We start from the raw sequence: 14469 nt of genomic DNA, 5'->3' as shown, positions 1-14469 counted from the left end.
GGTGTGGCGACTGTGACCAGTGGGACGTAGAGGACTGAGATGACGGTACGGCCGACAGCGAACGCACCCCGCCCCGGCGGGCGACGTCTGCGGGTGGCCGGCGCGCTGGCCGCCGCCGTCACCTTCGGGCTGGTCGCCGCCGGGTGCGGCCAGATCCCGGCCGACCAGGCCGGCCCGGCGCCGGACAGCCAGGTCCCCGCGACCTCGTCACCGACCGCCTCCGCTGAACCCACCACCGCGGCCCCGTCGCCGTCGCCGACCACGGCGGCCCCGACCACCGAGCCCACCAGCGAGCCAACCCCGACCACGGTCCGGGCGCTGCTGCAGAAGGGCGACACGGGGACCAAGGTCCGCGAGCTCCAGCACCGGCTGCGCCAGCTCGACTGGTACTCCGGCAACATCACCGGCACCTTCGGCTCCGGCACGGTCACCGGGGTCAAGGGCTTCCAGGAGAAGCGCAAGCTCGACCAGACCGGGGCGGTCGACAAGACCACCTGGGCCAAGCTCACCTCGATGACCCGCAAGCCGACCGACGACGAGATGCACAACCGGCTCGTCCCCGGGCCGGCGATCCTCTCCCAGGGCGACTCCGGCGATCGGGTCCGCGGCCTGCAGGCGCGACTGAAGCAGATCGGCTGGTTCTCCGGCAGCGTCACCGGCTCGTACGGCTCCGTGACGGTCGCCGCGGTCAAGGGGTTCCAGGACAAGCGGGCCATCCCGGTCACCGGCGAGGTCGATCAGCGCACCTGGGACCGGCTGACCGCGATGACGCGGACGCCGAGCAACGACGAGCTGCACAACCGCACCCCGAAGCCCTCGGCCGCCGGGCTGGACTCCCGCTGTCTGACCGGCCGGGCGATGTGCATCAGCAAGTCGACGAACTCGCTGGTCTGGGTGATCGACGGCAAGCCGCAGCTGCGGATGGACGTCCGGTTCGGCTCGCAGGAGCTACCGACCCGCGAGGGCGCGTTCTCGGTCGGCTGGAAGTCCCGCGACCACGTCTCGACGATCTACCACACCAAGATGCCGTACGCGATGTTCTTCTCCGGCGGCCAGGCGGTCCACTACTCGCCCGACTTCGCCGCCCGCGGCTACAACGGCGCCTCCCACGGGTGCGTCAACGTCCGCAACCTCGCCGGCATCCAGTCCCTCTTCGCCGACGCGCGGGTGGGCGACAAGGTGATCGTCTACCGCTGACCCCGTTTTTTGCACTGTTATCCACATCCTGCGTGGGTTCTGCTCCAGAAATCCACAGGTCGTCGGTGAGCCCGTACGATTCGGGCCGATGTCCTTTGTGTGGAGACATGGACATCAAGCGCTTCCGCAGTCTGATCATCGAGCAGTCCGGGGCGATCTCCCGCTCCCAGGCCCTCACACTCGGCATGAGCCTGCGGCAGGTGGAGTGGCGTGTCGAGTCCGGTGACTGGATACGAGCACTCCCTGGCGTCTACCGTCTCGCCACGGTGCCGCCGACGTCCGAGCAGGGCATGCGTGTTGCCGCGCTGTGGCTCGACAACGGCGTGCTCACCGGTGTCGGTGCGGCCTGGTGGTGGGAGCTGGTGCCCGAGCCGCCGTTGCGCTGGGAGTTCCAGGTCACCAACGTGACTCGCCGCAGTCAGCAGGCGAGCGTGTGCGTGCTGCGCCGTTGGGTCGATCCGGGCGATGTCACGTCGCACCGCGGGATCGCGGTGATCGCCCGACCGCTGGCGGTGCTCCGTGCGGCGGTGACGCTCGAACGAGGTCGCCGACGCCACGGCGTGCGCTTTGTGGACCGGTGCAAACAGACCAGAGCGGTCGGCGCGGTCGAGCTCCAGCTCGCCTTCCAACGCAACCGCGGCACCTGGGGTACGACGGCGATGCGGGACATCCTGGAGCGGACCGGGGACCGGGCCCATAGCGATCTCGAACGGCTGGGGGCGAAGTTGCTGACCGACGCCGGCATCACCGGCTTCACGGTCAACCTGAAGATCCGGCTGTCCAACGGCCGAGGCATGGAGATCGACATCGGCTTCAAGGAGCGGAAGCTGGCGATCGAGCTCGATGGGTTCCGATATCACTCGTCACCCGAGAGTCACGCAGTCGATCTCGAGCGGCAGAACACGTTGATCCGGCACGGCTGGACCGTGTTGCGGTACGGGCCGGACGTGCTGAACGACGATCCCGGACGCTTCGTCCGGGAAGTCGCCGAAGCTCTCGGGAGCGACCTCTCGGATCTTTAGGAGCAGAACCCACGTCAAACGTGGATAGCGGTGCAAAAAGCGGTGGTCAGGGGCGGGCGGTCAGGATGAGGGGGCCGTCGGCGGTGATGGCGATGGTGTGCTCGGAGTGGGCGCCACGGGAGCCGTCTCGGCTGCGCAGGGTCCACCCGTCGGCGTCGGTGTAGATCTTGTCCGTGGAGGTCAGGAACCACGGCTCGATGGCGATCACCAGACCCGGCTTGAGCGGCAGACCACGACCGCGGCGACCGTTGTTGGGGATGTGCGGGTCGCCGTGCATGGTGCGGCCGACGCCGTGCCCGCCGAAGTCGGTGTTGATCTTGTAGCCGGCCTGGGTGGCGACCCGGGCGATGGCGAAGGAGATGTCGCCGATCTTTGCGCCCGCCTGAGCGGCCTCGATGCCGGCGGCCAGGGCGACCTCGGTCGTCTCGATCAGCGTCAGGTCGTCCTCGCGCGGCGTCCCCACCACCACCGACAGCGCCGAGTCGGCCACCCAGCCGTTCACGGAGGCGGCGAAGTCGACACTGAGCAGGTCACCGTCGGCGAGGACGTAGTCGTACGGGAGCCCGTGCAGGACGGCGTCGTTGACCGAGGTGCACAGGACCTTGCCGAACGGGCTGGCCCCGAAGGAGGGGTGGTAGTCGATGTAGCAGGACTCCGCCCCGGCGTCGCGGATCATCTGGTGGGCCAGCGCATCCAGCTCGAGCAGGTTGACCCCGACCGCCGCCTTCGCCTTCAGGGCCGTCAGCACGCTGGCGACGAACGCCCCGGCGGGTCGCATCTGGTCGATCTCGGTGGGGGTGCGGTACTCGATCACAGGGGTCGATTCTGCCTCATCGCGCAAGGCCGGCCCGCGGTGGCGAGATCTTCTGGAGCAAGAACCACGTCAGGTGTGGATAGCGGTACAAAAGTTCCGTGACGACGAGCTGGCCGTACGCGCTGCCGACCACCGCCGACCAGATCGAAGCCGGCCGGTCGGCCCGCCGCCGGCTGCCGCGGCAGGCGCTGGCCGAGCTCGTCGCCGCGGCCACCGACCCGGTCGACGTCCTCACCGCACAGGACGCCACCCGGATCGCGGAGCTGGTGCCGGTCCGCTACGAGCGGATGCTGGTCTCCCCGTTCACCTTCTACCGCGGGGCGGCCGCCCTGATGGCCGCCGACCTCGGCCAGGCGCCGCACACCGGGCTGACGGTGCAGCTGTGCGGGGACGCGCACCTGTCCAACTTCGGGCTGTTCGCCTCCCCCGAGCGGCGGCTGGTGTTCGACCTCAACGACTTCGACGAGACCCATCCCGGTCCGTTCGAGTGGGATGTGAAGCGGTTGGCCGCGAGCTTCGAGCTGGCCGGACGGGAGAACGGTCTGGACGCGGGCACCCGCCGCCGGATCACCACCCGGGTGGGTCACTTCTACCGGACGTCGATGGGCCGGTTCGCCGCGGCGACCGCGACCGAGGTCTGGTACGCGCACCTGGAGATGTCGACCCGGCTGCTGGAGCGGATCGCCCTGCAGCCGGGCAAGCGGGATCTGGCCCAGGCCCGCAAGGTGACGGAGAAGGCCAAGCGGCGTGACAGCCGGCAGGCGGTCCGCAAGCTGATCCGGATCGTCGACGGGCACGCCGAGTGGATCGCCGACCCGCCCTTCCTGGTCCCGCTGGCCGACCTCGCGCGGCACCAGGACCAGGAGACCCTGCTGCACGGGATGGCGGAGCTGCTGGAGTCGTACGCGGACACGGTGACCCCGGAGATCCGCCGGTTGCTGCGCCAGTACCGGCTGGTCGGGATGGCCCGCCGGGTGGTCGGCGTGGGGAGCGTCGGCACCTCGGCCTGGGTGGTGCTGCTGGTCGGCGCGGAGGAGGACGACTTCCTGGTCCTGCAGGCCAAGGAGGCGACCACGTCGGTGCTGGCCCCGTTCGTGCCCGGTCACGAGTTCTCCCACGAGGGTCGGCGGGTGGTCGAGGGGCAGCGGCTGATGCAGGCGTACGGCGACATCCTGCTGGGCTGGAAGACGGCCGCGGTGTCGGGCTACCCACGCGACTACTACGTCCGCCAGTTCCGGGACTGGAAGGGTTCCTTCGAGCCAGCCGAGCTGAACGCCGACCAGCTGGAGACGTACGCCGACGCCTGCAGCTGGACCCTGGCACGGGCCCACGCCCGCTCGGGGGACCGGGTGGCGATAGCGGCCTACCTGGGTCGCAACACCCGGTTCGACGACGCGATGGCGGACTACGCGACGGCCTACGCCGACAAGACCGAGAACGACTACGCTCGCGTGCGCGCCGCGGCCGACGAGGGTCGGCTCCCGGCGCGTACAGGGTGATCGGTGAAGGCGAGAGGCTCAGGCGACGGCCTCACCCCTCAGGCCCGGGGCTGCTCGTCAGCGGTGCCGACCGGGGTGTCCACCGCCGCTGTCCGGCCGGTCGTCGGGGTCGGCGGGGACTCGACGGTCGTGGTCGGGCCGTCGGCCAGCTCGACCTCCGACTCGTGCCGCATCGCCCGGGTGGAGCCGAACAGGGCGGTCGCCCAGCCGGCGGTGGGGTCGGTGTCGACCAGCACGGCCTTGACCAGCAGGGTGAGCGGTATGGCCAGGATCGCACCGAGCGGTCCCAGCACCCAGCCCCAGAACACCAACGCCACCAGGGTGACCGGCATCGAGACCCCCACCGCGTCGCCGACGAAGTAGGGCTGGATCAGGGAGGTGAACAGCGAGTTCAGCACGATGAAGGCCACGATGACGACCAGCATCAGGGGCCAGTCGCCGATCAACAGGGCGAGCAGGGCGGGCGGGACCAGTCCGATGACGAAACCGACGTACGGGATGTAGTTGCAGATCGCGGCCAGCAGTCCCCAGAGCACGGCCAGCGGGATGTCCAACCAGAGCAGCAGCAAGGTGTCGGCGACGCCGGTGATCACCGCGAACACGGTGGTCACGCCCAGGAACCGACGCGTGTTCGTGGCGAAGATGGCGAACGCCTGACCGAGCCGGGGACGGAGCCGGTTCAGCGCCGCGATCCGACCCAGGGCACCGGTGGCGTCGACGCCCAGGAAGAGCATCAGGCTGAGCAGGAAGATGGCGTTCGCCACCAGCCCGACCACACCGCTCAGCAGCGGGGTGATCGCCGAGATGGCGGCGCCGAGGCTGACGTCGGTCAGCAGGGCGGACGCGGTGTCGCGGTTGATGCCCTGGGCGATCAGCAGCTCGCGCAGACTGCTGACCAGGCCGTCGGCCTCGGCCGCGTACTGCGGCAGCACCGTGACCAACCGCCCGACGGCCAGCACCAGGATCGAGCCGAGCACCACCAGCACACCGAAGATGGCCAGCAGCAGCCCCACCAGGGCCACGCCCTCCGGCAGGTTCTTGCGTCGCAGCCAGGTGTGCAGCGGATGCACCAACAGCACGATGACCAGGGCCAGGAAGACCGGACCGATCAGCCAGGCCAGCTCCCGCGCACCCAGGATGATCACCATCGCGGCGGCCAGCCCGAGCAGGATGGTCAGGGCACGGGGCAGCGGGTTCGCCGAGGAGGTGTCGGTCGCCGGTCGGGTCATCGGTGCTGCCTCATCTGGATACGACTGCTGGGTGGTCGCCGCGGCGGCTTCCGGAGCGCCGGCTCACCGTGGTCGGGACATCATCCCGCAGACTCGTCCAGCGCGAGATCCACGACCACCGGCGCGTGGTCCGACGGCCCCTTCCCCTTGCGGGCCTCGCGGTCCACGTACGCGTCGGTGACCTCCAGCTCCGGGCTGGCCAGCACCAGGTCGATCCGCATCCCCTTGTCCTGGTGGAACATGCCCGCCCGGTAGTCCCAGTAGGTGAACGGGCGGTCACCCTTGCCCGGCCGGGCCGGCAGGTCCACCAGTCCGGTGTCGGTCAGCGCCCGGACCGCCGCCCGCTCCGGCTCGGTGACGTGGGTGGAGCCGGCGAAGGCGCCGATGTCCCACACGTCCGCATCGGTCGGCGCGACGTTGAAGTCGCCCATGATCACCTGGCCGGTCGGGGCCTCGGTGGCCGGCAGGGTCGTGCGCAGGGTGGCCAGCCAGTCCAGCTTGTAGGCGTAGTGCGGGTCGTCCAGCGAGCGGCCGTTCGGCACGTAGACGCTGGTGATGGTCAACGGGCCACAGCGGGCGCTGGCGTACCGCGGCTCCGGGTGACCGGGCAGCTCGGTGGCCACAGGCGTCAGACCGACGCGGGAGAGCACGGCCACGCCGTTCCAGCGACCGTCGCCGACGTGCAGCGCCTCGTAGCCCAGGTCGGCCAGCTCCGCGAAGGGGAAGCCGCTATCGGCCGACTTGGTCTCCTGCAGGGCGACCGCGTCCGGCTCCCGGGTGGTCAGCCAGTCGAGCAGCCGGGGCAGCCGGGCTCCGATCGAGTTCACGTTCCAGGTGGCGATCCGCACCCCGCGATCCTAGGCTCGACGACTGACACCCCCATCCGTCCGAGGAGGACCATGCTCGCCGCCTATCTGCCCGGCAACTCCACCGTCCGGCTGGCCGAGGTCGACCGCCCCGTGCCCGGCCCCGGTCAGGTGCTGCTGGCCATGAAGGCGTCGACGATCTGCGGCAGCGATCTGCGCGCCATCTACCGCGAGCACCTCGGTGAGGGGCCGGAGGCGTACCAGGACGTGGTCGCCGGCCACGAACCGGCGGGTCAGGTGATCGAGGTCGGTCCGGACGTGCACCGGCTGGGTGTCGGCGCGCGGGTGGTGGTCTACCACATCAGCGGGTGCGGGCAGTGCGACGAGTGCCGCCGTGGCTACCAGATCTCCTGCACCTCGCCGCAGCGCGCGGCGTACGGCTGGCAGCGCGACGGTGGTCACGCCGAGCTCCTGCTGGCCGAGGAGCGGGACCTGCTGGAGCTGCCGGACTCGCTCAGCTACCTCGACGGCGCGTGCGTGGCCTGCGGTTTCGGGACCGCGTACGAGGCCCTGTGCCGGGTCGACGTTTCCGGTCGCGACCGGCTGCTGATCACCGGGCTCGGCCCGGTCGGGCTGGCCGTCGGGCTGTTGGCCAAGAAGCTCGGCGCCTCGTTCGTGGTCGGCACCGACCCCTCCCCGGAGCGGCGCGCGGCGGCCGAGCGACTGGGCGCGGTCGATGCCGCGGTCCCCGGCACGGACGAGGAGCTGACCGGTCTGCTGGGCGACGGTGCCGAGGTGGCCGTCGACTGCTCCGGTGCCGGGGTCGCGCAGGCCACGGCGATCCGGCACACCCGCCGTTGGGGTCGGGTGGGGCTGGTCGGCGAGGGCGGGCAGCTGACCGTGGACGTCAGCGAGGCCCTGATCCACCGCCAGCTGACCGTGCACGGCTCCTGGGTGTCGTCGACGGGACGGATGGCCGAGCTGCTGGAGCGCCTGGACCGCTGGGGACTGCACCCCGAGGTGGTGGTGTCGGACACGTTCGGTCTGGCCGAGGCGAGCGAGGCGTACGCGCTGGCCGACGCGGGTCTGTCCGGCAAGGTCGGGATCGTCTGGCCGTGAGTGACGTCTGGGAGGTCGAGGGCGGCGTGGACCCGCGCGACGCCGGTGGACCCAACCGGGGCGAACGGGCGACGCTGGTCGACTACCTGCGGGTCTACCGGCTGACGCTGGAGCTCAAGTGCCAGGGACTGACCCCCGAGCAGCTGGCCACCAGGTCGGTGCCGCCGTCGACGATGTCGCTGCTGGGACTGGTCCGGCACCTGGCCGCCGTCGAGCAGTCCTGGTTCCGCCGGGTGATGGACCGTCGGCTCGACCTGCCCCGGCTCTACGGCAAGCTCGAGCACCCCGACGCCGACTTCGACGGCGCGGTGGGGACGTCGGAGTGCGTGGACGAGGCGTTCGCGACCTGGCGGGCGGAGATGGCGTACGCGGAGGAGTGGGTCGAGCGGGCCGACAGCCTCGACGTGCTCGGCCGGCACCCCGACGGCGACCTCGAGCTGCGCGACGTGCTGGTGCACCTGATCGAGGAGTACGCCCGCCACTGCGGCCACGCCGACCTGCTGCGCGAGTGCCTGGACGGCCGGACCGGCCAGTAGGCGCGCGGACGTGAGAGGCTTCGGTGGCATGTCACCCACGGGTCATCCCGATGCTGCCCTGCGCCGACATCGACGAGATCGCGGACTTCTTCACAGCGCTCGGCTTCACCGTTATGTACAAGCAGACCCGGCCGAACCCGTTCGTCGCGTTGGAAGGCCACGGATTCCCGATCCAGTACTACGGACTCGACGGGCACCGGGCCGAACAGTCCCACAGCACCTGTGGGGTGCTGGTCGCCGACACCGGCGCGATGTTCGAAGTCTTCGCAGCCGGGCTGAGGGCACGATACGGAAAGCTCCCGGTGTCGGGACATCCCAGGATCACCCGTCCACGGCCCCGCCAGAACGCCGGTGGCGTGTCCGGATTCAGCTTGATCGATCCTGCGGGGAACTGGATACGCTTCTTCCACGACGGCCCTCCGGACCCGGTCGCCGAGTCGTCCCCGCTACGCGAGGGCCTGCTCAACGCCACCGTGCTCGCCGACAGCAAGGGCGACCCGGTGCAGGCTGCGAAGATCCTGCGGGGTGCTCTGCGGCGCGCCGACCCGTCCGATCCTGCTCTCTCCGACGCCCACGAGTTCCTCGCGGAGCTGGACGAGCGGACCTCGCCGCCGGAAAGTCGCTCGTAGGCGACCTGCTGTCAGCCCCGGGTGTCGTGCGGCCCGGGCCCCATGATGCGGCGTCGGGCCCCACGACGATCCGGACGTGGCCGCAGCACCCCGGGGCAAGCCGACGGCGAGTCCCGCCGAGTCATCCGGGGCTGCCGCCCACGGCGCCAGCAGTCCCGCACCCCTGCCCACCAGCGAGACGAGAGCGTGCAGGGTCTCGTCGACGTCGAGATCACTGCTGACGCTGTTCACGGTCACGATGACGGTGCGCCAGCCGTGCTGGACCAGAGACCGCACCCACGCGACCGCCTGATCGAGGACCATGGCGTTCCGTTCGTCGCTGTAGGGAAGCTCCCAGCGCGGATCGACGGCCCCGTACAACGAGTCGAGGTCGACGGCAGCCGCAGGGTGACCCCACGCCGCCAGCATGGCGGCGTGATCGACCCGGCAGAGCGTGGTCTTCCCTGATCCCGAGCTCCCGGCCAGCAAGATCTAGCGAGGTCGGGCAGGTCGGCTGGTCACCGGCGAACAGTCGTGGTCGACCGACAAGCCAGCAGTCGATGGCGCCTCCCCAGCCGAGCAACCGGCGCGCCGCCGGATGATCGGGATCGTCGAAGCCGGGGGCCTTGACAGTCGGCGAGTGATACCACGAGACTCCATCCCACGCATCTGATGGGCCTTCGAGAAACAGTCGGCTCGACCGGCGGACACGCTGCTAACCACACCACGTAGTCGGCTTGATCTACCGGAAGGAGCGCGTTCGATGGCGGTCACGGCACCAGAGGTCGAGAGCACGAGGGACGACGAACGCCGTCCCCTGATGACCACGGGCAACATGGCCTGGATGAACCTCGGGTTCTTCGGTGTGCAGTTCAGCTTCGGGTTGACCCAGAGCGCGGTGAACCCGATCTTCCTGTTCCTGGGCGCGGAGGCGCACAGCCTGCCGATCCTCAACATCGCCGGCCCGATCACCGGCCTGTTGATCCAGCCGTTCATCGGCGCGATGAGTGACAAGACCTGGAGTGACCGCTGGGGTCGACGCAAGCCGTACATCCTCGGCGGCGGCCTGGTGATGATCGCCATCTTGTTCCTGTTCCCGCTGGTGACCGCACTCTGGATGGCCGTGATCTGCTTGTGGCTGGTGGATGCCGGCAACAACACCGCCATGGAACCGTACCGGGCGTTGATCTCCGACCGGCTGCGCAAGATCCAGATACCCAAGGGCTTCCTGATCCAGAGCATGTTCACCGGTGCCGGAGCGGTGCTGGCGAACATCTCGCTGTTCATCTTCCAGAAGATCTTCCCCGGCAGCGCCGAGGGAGCGGTTCCCACCTGGGTGTTCGTGGTCTTCTGGTTCGGCGCGGTGTGCGCGATCGTCACGGTCGGGCTCGCCATGCTGCGGACCAAGGAGATCACGCCGACCGACGAGGAGCTGGCGCACATCCGGTCGCAGTCGAAGGGCCCGCGCGCCACGATCGGCGAGATCGCCCAGGCCGTGAAGGTGATGCCGATCGGCATGCACAAGATCGGCCTGGCGTTCTTGTTCCAGTGGTACGCGATGTTCATCTACTGGCAGTTCGTCAGCGTCAGCATCGCCGAGTCAGTCTGGAACGCCGCCCCGGACAGCCCCGGGTACGAGCAGGCCGCAGGCTGGGTGGGGCTGATGAACGGCACGTACAACTTCGTCACGATGCTGTCGGCGCTGTTCCTGCTGCCCCTCTGTCAGCGCTTCGGTGGCAAGCGGGTGCACGCCGGCACGCTCGCCCTGGCAGGCGTCTCGCTCGCCGTCCTGTCCCAGATCGACAACCAGTACCTGACCTTGGTTCCGATGATCGGTCTGGGCATCTGCTGGGCGAGCATGGTCGGCGTCCCGTACCTGATGGTGGCCAGCATGGTTCCCCGTGAACGCACGGGGGTCTACATGGGCATCCTGAACATGATGATCGTCGTCCCGATGCTGATCCAGACGCTCACGTTCGGTTGGATCTTCGAGAACCCGCTCGGCAGCCAGGGCACCAACGCGATCCTGCTCGCCGGCGGGTTGCTCGGCTGCGCCGCGCTGGCCATGCTCTGGGTCAACACCCCGCACGGCGACGAGGAGTCCCGGGTCATGCCGCTCAGCGGACGTCGCGAGATCACCGTCTACGACCGCGTCGTGGTCGGCTCCGACGGTTCGCCCTCCGCGCTGTACGCCGTGAGCCGGGCCCACGAGATCGCGGCCGCGGCCGAAGCGCGCATCGTCGTGGTGGCTGCCTTCGAGTCGGACGGCGAGTCGGCCGGTGTCGACCCGCCGGACGGAGGGGACGGTCGCAAGCTGCTGTACGGCCTGAGCGCTGCCAGAGCAGCCATGCACCGGACCGTCGTCCAGCTGACGTCCGACCGGATTCGGGACATCGAGCAGGTCATCGTGCCCGGCAGACCGGCCGAGGCGTTGTTGAGGGTCGCCAGCCAGAGCCCGGCCACCTTGATCGTGGTGGGCAACCGGGGTCTGGGCGCGACCGAGGGAGAGGTGCTGGGGTCGGTGCCCCGAGAGATCGTGCAGAAGGCGAACTGCGACGTGACCATCATCCAGACCTCGGCGCTGGGGGAGGAGCTGATGGCTGGAGATCAGGTACCCGGCGGAGCCTCCCGGCTGGATGGCTCATCCGGTTCCGGTCGCTCGTCGTCCTGACCAGGAAGGTGCTACCCATGACCGGAATCAACCAGATCGTCGTCGGGGTCGACGGATCCGACCACAGCCGAAAGGCGCTGCTCTGGGCCTACGACGAGGCCGCACACCACGGCGCCTCCCTCACCGTGGTCTCCACCTGGCACCCACCGTCGCTGCCCATGTCGCCCCCGTACGGTTCGTTGCCGCCGGACGACTACAGCAGCCAACCGCGGATGGCTGCGTTGGCGCTGCTCGAGCAGTTCACGGCGGAGCTGGTTCCCACCACACCCGCTGTGGACGTACGGACGTCCGTGGAGGAAGGGAAGAACCCCGCGAAGGTGCTGATCGAGCGGTCCCGGGAGGCTGACCTGGTGGTGGTCGGGTCCCGCGGCCACGGGGGCTTCGCCGGGATGCTGCTGGGTTCGGTCACCAACCACGTCGTCGCTCACGCGGAGTGCCCGGTCGTCGTCGTCCGCAGCTGATATGTAGTGGTTGTCTGTCAAGTGGGCAGGGTGAGGCGCCGCCGGGATGGGTTCACGGCGGCGCCTCTCTTGCGCCTTGTTGATCTTGGTCTGCCGGGCGTGTTCGCGACGCTTTGTCAGGCTGATATGCGCTGTGAGTCTTTGGGGAGCTGGTCTGGGACTGGCTGGCAGGGTTAGCGGTGGTCGCCTCGCCCGGGTCGTGACTCTTGATATGCATGGCTTCTTGAATGCCTTGAACCCGACTTGTCCGGCCCGGGCGGGCGGCCGACGCAGACCCGGCTCCACCTCGGTGACTTGATCAGAAGACTGCCCGACCCCCGCACCTAACGGGTCGTGGCTCATCACAGTGCTGCCCCGAAGTGACTTCCATCCAGGCCTGCGCCGGCCGCTGGCGGCCGGAGCCCTGTCCGTTGTCCTGGAAGGAAGTCCGTCGCCGTGACCATCGTCGCGCATACCCGTCCCTATGTCGTGGGGGTCGATACCCACGCCCGCACTCACAGCTTCGCCATCTTGGTCGCTGCCACCGGCGAGCTGCTTGCCACCGAGCAGTTCCCGGCCACCACCTCCGGCCTGACCCGTGCTATCGCCTGGGCTGGGCGCCGCACTGGTGGTGATCTCGCCACATTGTGGGTGATCGAAGGTGTCGCCACCTATGGTGCTCGCCTGGCGTCTGCGGCCGGCCAGGCTGGCTACGAGGTTGTCGAGGCCGCCCGGATGAACGCTCGAGCCCACCGCGGCGCCGGCAAGTCTGACCCACCTGATGCCCGCCGTATCGCTGCGGCGGTCTTGCCTCTCGAGGCCGTTGACCTGCGCCGCCCTCGCCGAGACGACGGCGTCCGGGCCGCACTGCGGACCCTGGTCACCGCCCGCGAGCACATGACCACCGACCGCACCGCGACGATCAATGCCTTGATCGCGCTGGTGCGTGTCGTGGATCTGGGTATCGATGCCCGCAGGCCGTTAACTGCTGACCAGGTCAGCCAGATCCTCCGGTGGCGCGCCCGGGCCGAGGACCTCGCCACCGGTATCGCTCGCGCTGAAGCCGTCCGGCTCGCCAAACGAGTGTCCGACCTCGACGAGGATCTCCGGTCCAACCACGACCAGTTGACCAGCCTGATCCGTGCGAGCAAAGCGGCGACCCTGCTCGACAAGACCGGCATCGGGCCCGTCACTGCCGCGGTCGTCCTTGCGGCCTGGTCCCACTCCGGCCGGGTCCGTTCCGAAGCGGCGTTCGCTGCGTTGGCGGGTGTCAATCCCATACCGGCTTCGTCGGGCAACACCGTCCGTCACCGGCTCAACCGCGGCGGTGATCGTCGGCTCAACCGGGCGCTGCATATGGCCGTGATCACCCGGATGACGCACGATCCGGACACCCGCGCCTACGTTGAGCGACGTCGCGCTGAAGGGCGCACCACCAAGGAGATCCGCCGCTGCCTCAAGCGCTACCTTGCCCGCCAGCTCTATAGGACCCTGAACGCGCTTCACACGACACTCGAAACGACTTGACCAAACATAGAAGAGTCGGGTTGGGACCGCAGGACGGTGCTGTTCGGCTGGAGCTGTCCGCTTGTCTAGAGTCGAGCGTCATCCCACTGTGGGGGTGGCTCATAGCTGCAACGCGGGTCGCTCCTGACGCGGCTCGGTCAGACCAGGATGATCACCAAGGACGATCTGTTCCCGGCTATCTGGTCAGGGTGTCGTCACCGTCGAGGATGGCCAGGGACCAGCACCACCCGGCCAGCTCACGGGCGATCGCGACGGTGGCGATGGTGCTGCGCTTCTTGCGGGCGATGAACTTCAGCCACTGGTGGTGCAGGCGGCGGTTCCCGGCATCACCGCGGACCTGCGCCGCTACTGGGGCCAGCGCCCACCGGTCCTGCATCGTCTTTCCCGGCCGATACGCGGACCGGTGATGCCACGCGGCTTCGACCAGCAGCCGGCGGGCGTGACCGTTGCCGGTCTTTGGTGATCGACCCGAGACTCCGCGAGGCCCCAGAGGAGTGCTCGCTGGGTGTCAACCCGACGAACGCACCGATACTGGCGCCGCTGAACCGGGTCCAGTCGCCGATCTCGACGGCCAACGCGAACCGGTCAACGTCGAGACTCCTCGCAGACAGCCCAGCCGACGCACGACGGGGGTGAACTCGCTATCGGCGGCCATTGCGGCGATCTCGGCATCCAACCGGTTCCGGCGCGCGGTTGTGACCACCACCGTCTCGTAGCCGGCGTCGAACGATGCCCGGGTGCCCGCCGACCAGACCTCACCGGCTCGCAGCCGCCGCAACCACCCATCATGAGCCTGGGTCCATGCCTGCGATCCGTCCCACAGGTAGCCGTGCCGCAACAGCAGCTTCGACAGCCGATGCCGGGCTCGCATCAGATCACCACGGCAGTCCTCCCGGGCCCGGACCAGATCCCGGGCGGCCTCCTGCGCGATGCTGGGCACCGTGACCGCGGTCAGGTCATCCATCCGCAGCAGCCGGGCCAACAGCAACGCATCCCGGGCG

14 protein-coding genes and 1 pseudogene are annotated in these 14469 nt (G+C 69.3%); 9 read left to right on the top strand and 6 right to left on the bottom strand.

The genetic code is table 11. The features are described from left to right. Positions 1 to 39 precede the first annotated feature (39 nt). A complete protein-coding gene (locus ABD714_RS09655; protein ID WP_344812105.1) occupies positions 40 to 1197 on the top strand; it encodes a L,D-transpeptidase family protein in 1158 nt (385 codons plus the stop codon). A 107-nt stretch (positions 1198 to 1304) separates the two neighbouring features. Then, entirely contained in the window at positions 1305 to 2219 is a 915-nt protein-coding gene (locus ABD714_RS09650; protein WP_344812104.1) for a type IV toxin-antitoxin system AbiEi family antitoxin domain-containing protein, read from the top strand. Between the two features lie 46 nt (positions 2220 to 2265). Here ABD714_RS09650 and map read toward each other — a convergent pair whose 3' ends face one another. Further along, positions 2266 to 3033 carry a type I methionyl aminopeptidase gene (gene map, locus ABD714_RS09645; RefSeq protein WP_344812103.1) on the bottom strand — a complete coding sequence of 256 codons (768 nt, stop codon included), beginning with the start codon at positions 3031 to 3033 and terminating at the stop codon, positions 2266 to 2268. A gap of 98 nt (positions 3034 to 3131) precedes the next feature. Between map and ABD714_RS09640 the strand changes: the two genes are divergently transcribed. Beyond that, positions 3132 to 4532, top strand: coding sequence for a DUF2252 domain-containing protein (locus tag ABD714_RS09640; protein WP_344812102.1), 1401 nt, complete (start codon positions 3132 to 3134; stop codon positions 4530 to 4532). 38 nt (positions 4533 to 4570) lie between these two features. Here the strand turns inward: ABD714_RS09640 and ABD714_RS09635 are convergent, their stop codons facing one another. Next, a complete protein-coding gene (locus ABD714_RS09635; protein WP_344812101.1) occupies positions 4571 to 5761 on the bottom strand; it encodes an AI-2E family transporter in 1191 nt (396 codons plus the stop codon). Positions 5762 to 5841: 80 nt separating this feature from the next. Beyond that, on the bottom strand, positions 5842 to 6609 hold the full coding sequence (locus ABD714_RS09630) for an exodeoxyribonuclease III (protein ID WP_344812100.1): 768 nt from the start codon (positions 6607 to 6609) through the stop codon (positions 5842 to 5844). 51 nt (positions 6610 to 6660) lie between these two features. On the opposite strand from ABD714_RS09630, the gene ABD714_RS09625 reads away from it, so the two are divergent. The 6 genes from ABD714_RS09625 (at position 6661) to ABD714_RS09600 (ending at position 13468) form a co-directional block, all read left to right on the top strand. After that, a complete protein-coding gene (locus tag ABD714_RS09625; protein WP_344812099.1) occupies positions 6661 to 7686 on the top strand; it encodes a zinc-dependent alcohol dehydrogenase family protein in 1026 nt (341 codons plus the stop codon). Next, positions 7683 to 8222: a DinB family protein gene (locus ABD714_RS09620; protein ID WP_344812098.1), complete on the top strand. Its 540-nt coding sequence runs from the start codon at positions 7683 to 7685 to the stop codon at positions 8220 to 8222. The genes ABD714_RS09625 and ABD714_RS09620 overlap by 4 nt, the downstream gene beginning before the upstream one ends. Positions 8223 to 8272: 50 nt before the next feature. Continuing rightward, positions 8273 to 8851: a VOC family protein gene (locus ABD714_RS09615; protein ID WP_344812097.1), complete on the top strand. Its 579-nt coding sequence runs from the start codon at positions 8273 to 8275 to the stop codon at positions 8849 to 8851. A 742-nt stretch (positions 8852 to 9593) separates the two neighbouring features. After that, positions 9594 to 11501 (top strand): MFS transporter, encoded by a 1908-nt coding sequence (locus ABD714_RS09610; protein ID WP_344812096.1) that lies wholly within the window; start codon positions 9594 to 9596, stop codon positions 11499 to 11501. Positions 11502 to 11518: 17 nt separating this feature from the next. Next, the gene (locus ABD714_RS09605) at positions 11519 to 11962 is read left to right on the top strand and encodes a universal stress protein (RefSeq protein ID WP_344812095.1); all 444 of its coding nucleotides are present in this window, start codon (positions 11519 to 11521) and stop codon (positions 11960 to 11962) included. A gap of 435 nt (positions 11963 to 12397) precedes the next feature. Further along, a complete protein-coding gene (locus ABD714_RS09600; protein WP_344812094.1) occupies positions 12398 to 13468 on the top strand; it encodes an IS110 family RNA-guided transposase in 1071 nt (356 codons plus the stop codon). 175 nt (positions 13469 to 13643) lie between these two features. Here the strand turns inward: ABD714_RS09600 and ABD714_RS09595 are convergent, their stop codons facing one another. The 3 genes and pseudogenes from ABD714_RS09595 to ABD714_RS09590 all read right to left on the bottom strand — a co-directional run. Beyond that, positions 13644 to 13844, bottom strand: a complete 201-nt coding sequence (locus tag ABD714_RS09595) for a hypothetical protein (protein WP_344812093.1) — start codon at positions 13842 to 13844, stop codon at positions 13644 to 13646. Beyond that, positions 13795 to 14043, bottom strand: coding sequence for a transposase (locus ABD714_RS23050; RefSeq protein ID WP_425562367.1), 249 nt, complete (start codon positions 14041 to 14043; stop codon positions 13795 to 13797). Before ABD714_RS23050 ends, ABD714_RS09595 begins: the two co-directional genes overlap by 50 nt. Then, positions 13977 to 14469, bottom strand: a pseudogene (locus ABD714_RS09590) (hypothetical protein); the annotation flags it as partial. The pseudogene ABD714_RS09590 and the gene ABD714_RS23050, both read right to left, overlap by 67 nt.

It is taken from the genome of Microlunatus aurantiacus (assembly GCF_039536605.1).
Classification (GTDB): domain Bacteria; phylum Actinomycetota; class Actinomycetes; order Propionibacteriales; family Propionibacteriaceae; genus Microlunatus; species Microlunatus aurantiacus.
Note: the sequence above shows the minus strand (reverse complement) of the source record. Positions and strands in the feature narration are given on the sequence as shown.

Coding starts and splice junctions, on each gene's coding strand:
- ABD714_RS09615 (WP_344812097.1), top strand. CDS start 8,273: ATGCTGCCCTGCGCCGACATCGACGAGATCGCGGACTTCTTCACAGCG.
- ABD714_RS09650 (WP_344812104.1), top strand. CDS start 1,305: ATGGACATCAAGCGCTTCCGCAGTCTGATCATCGAGCAGTCCGGGGCG.
- ABD714_RS09655 (WP_344812105.1), top strand. CDS start 40: ATGACGGTACGGCCGACAGCGAACGCACCCCGCCCCGGCGGGCGACGT.
- ABD714_RS09595 (WP_344812093.1), bottom strand. CDS start 13,844: ATGCAGGACCGGTGGGCGCTGGCCCCAGTAGCGGCGCAGGTCCGCGGT.
- ABD714_RS09625 (WP_344812099.1), top strand. CDS start 6,661: ATGCTCGCCGCCTATCTGCCCGGCAACTCCACCGTCCGGCTGGCCGAG.
- ABD714_RS09610 (WP_344812096.1), top strand. CDS start 9,594: ATGGCGGTCACGGCACCAGAGGTCGAGAGCACGAGGGACGACGAACGC.
- ABD714_RS09605 (WP_344812095.1), top strand. CDS start 11,519: ATGACCGGAATCAACCAGATCGTCGTCGGGGTCGACGGATCCGACCAC.
- ABD714_RS09635 (WP_344812101.1), bottom strand. CDS start 5,761: ATGACCCGACCGGCGACCGACACCTCCTCGGCGAACCCGCTGCCCCGT.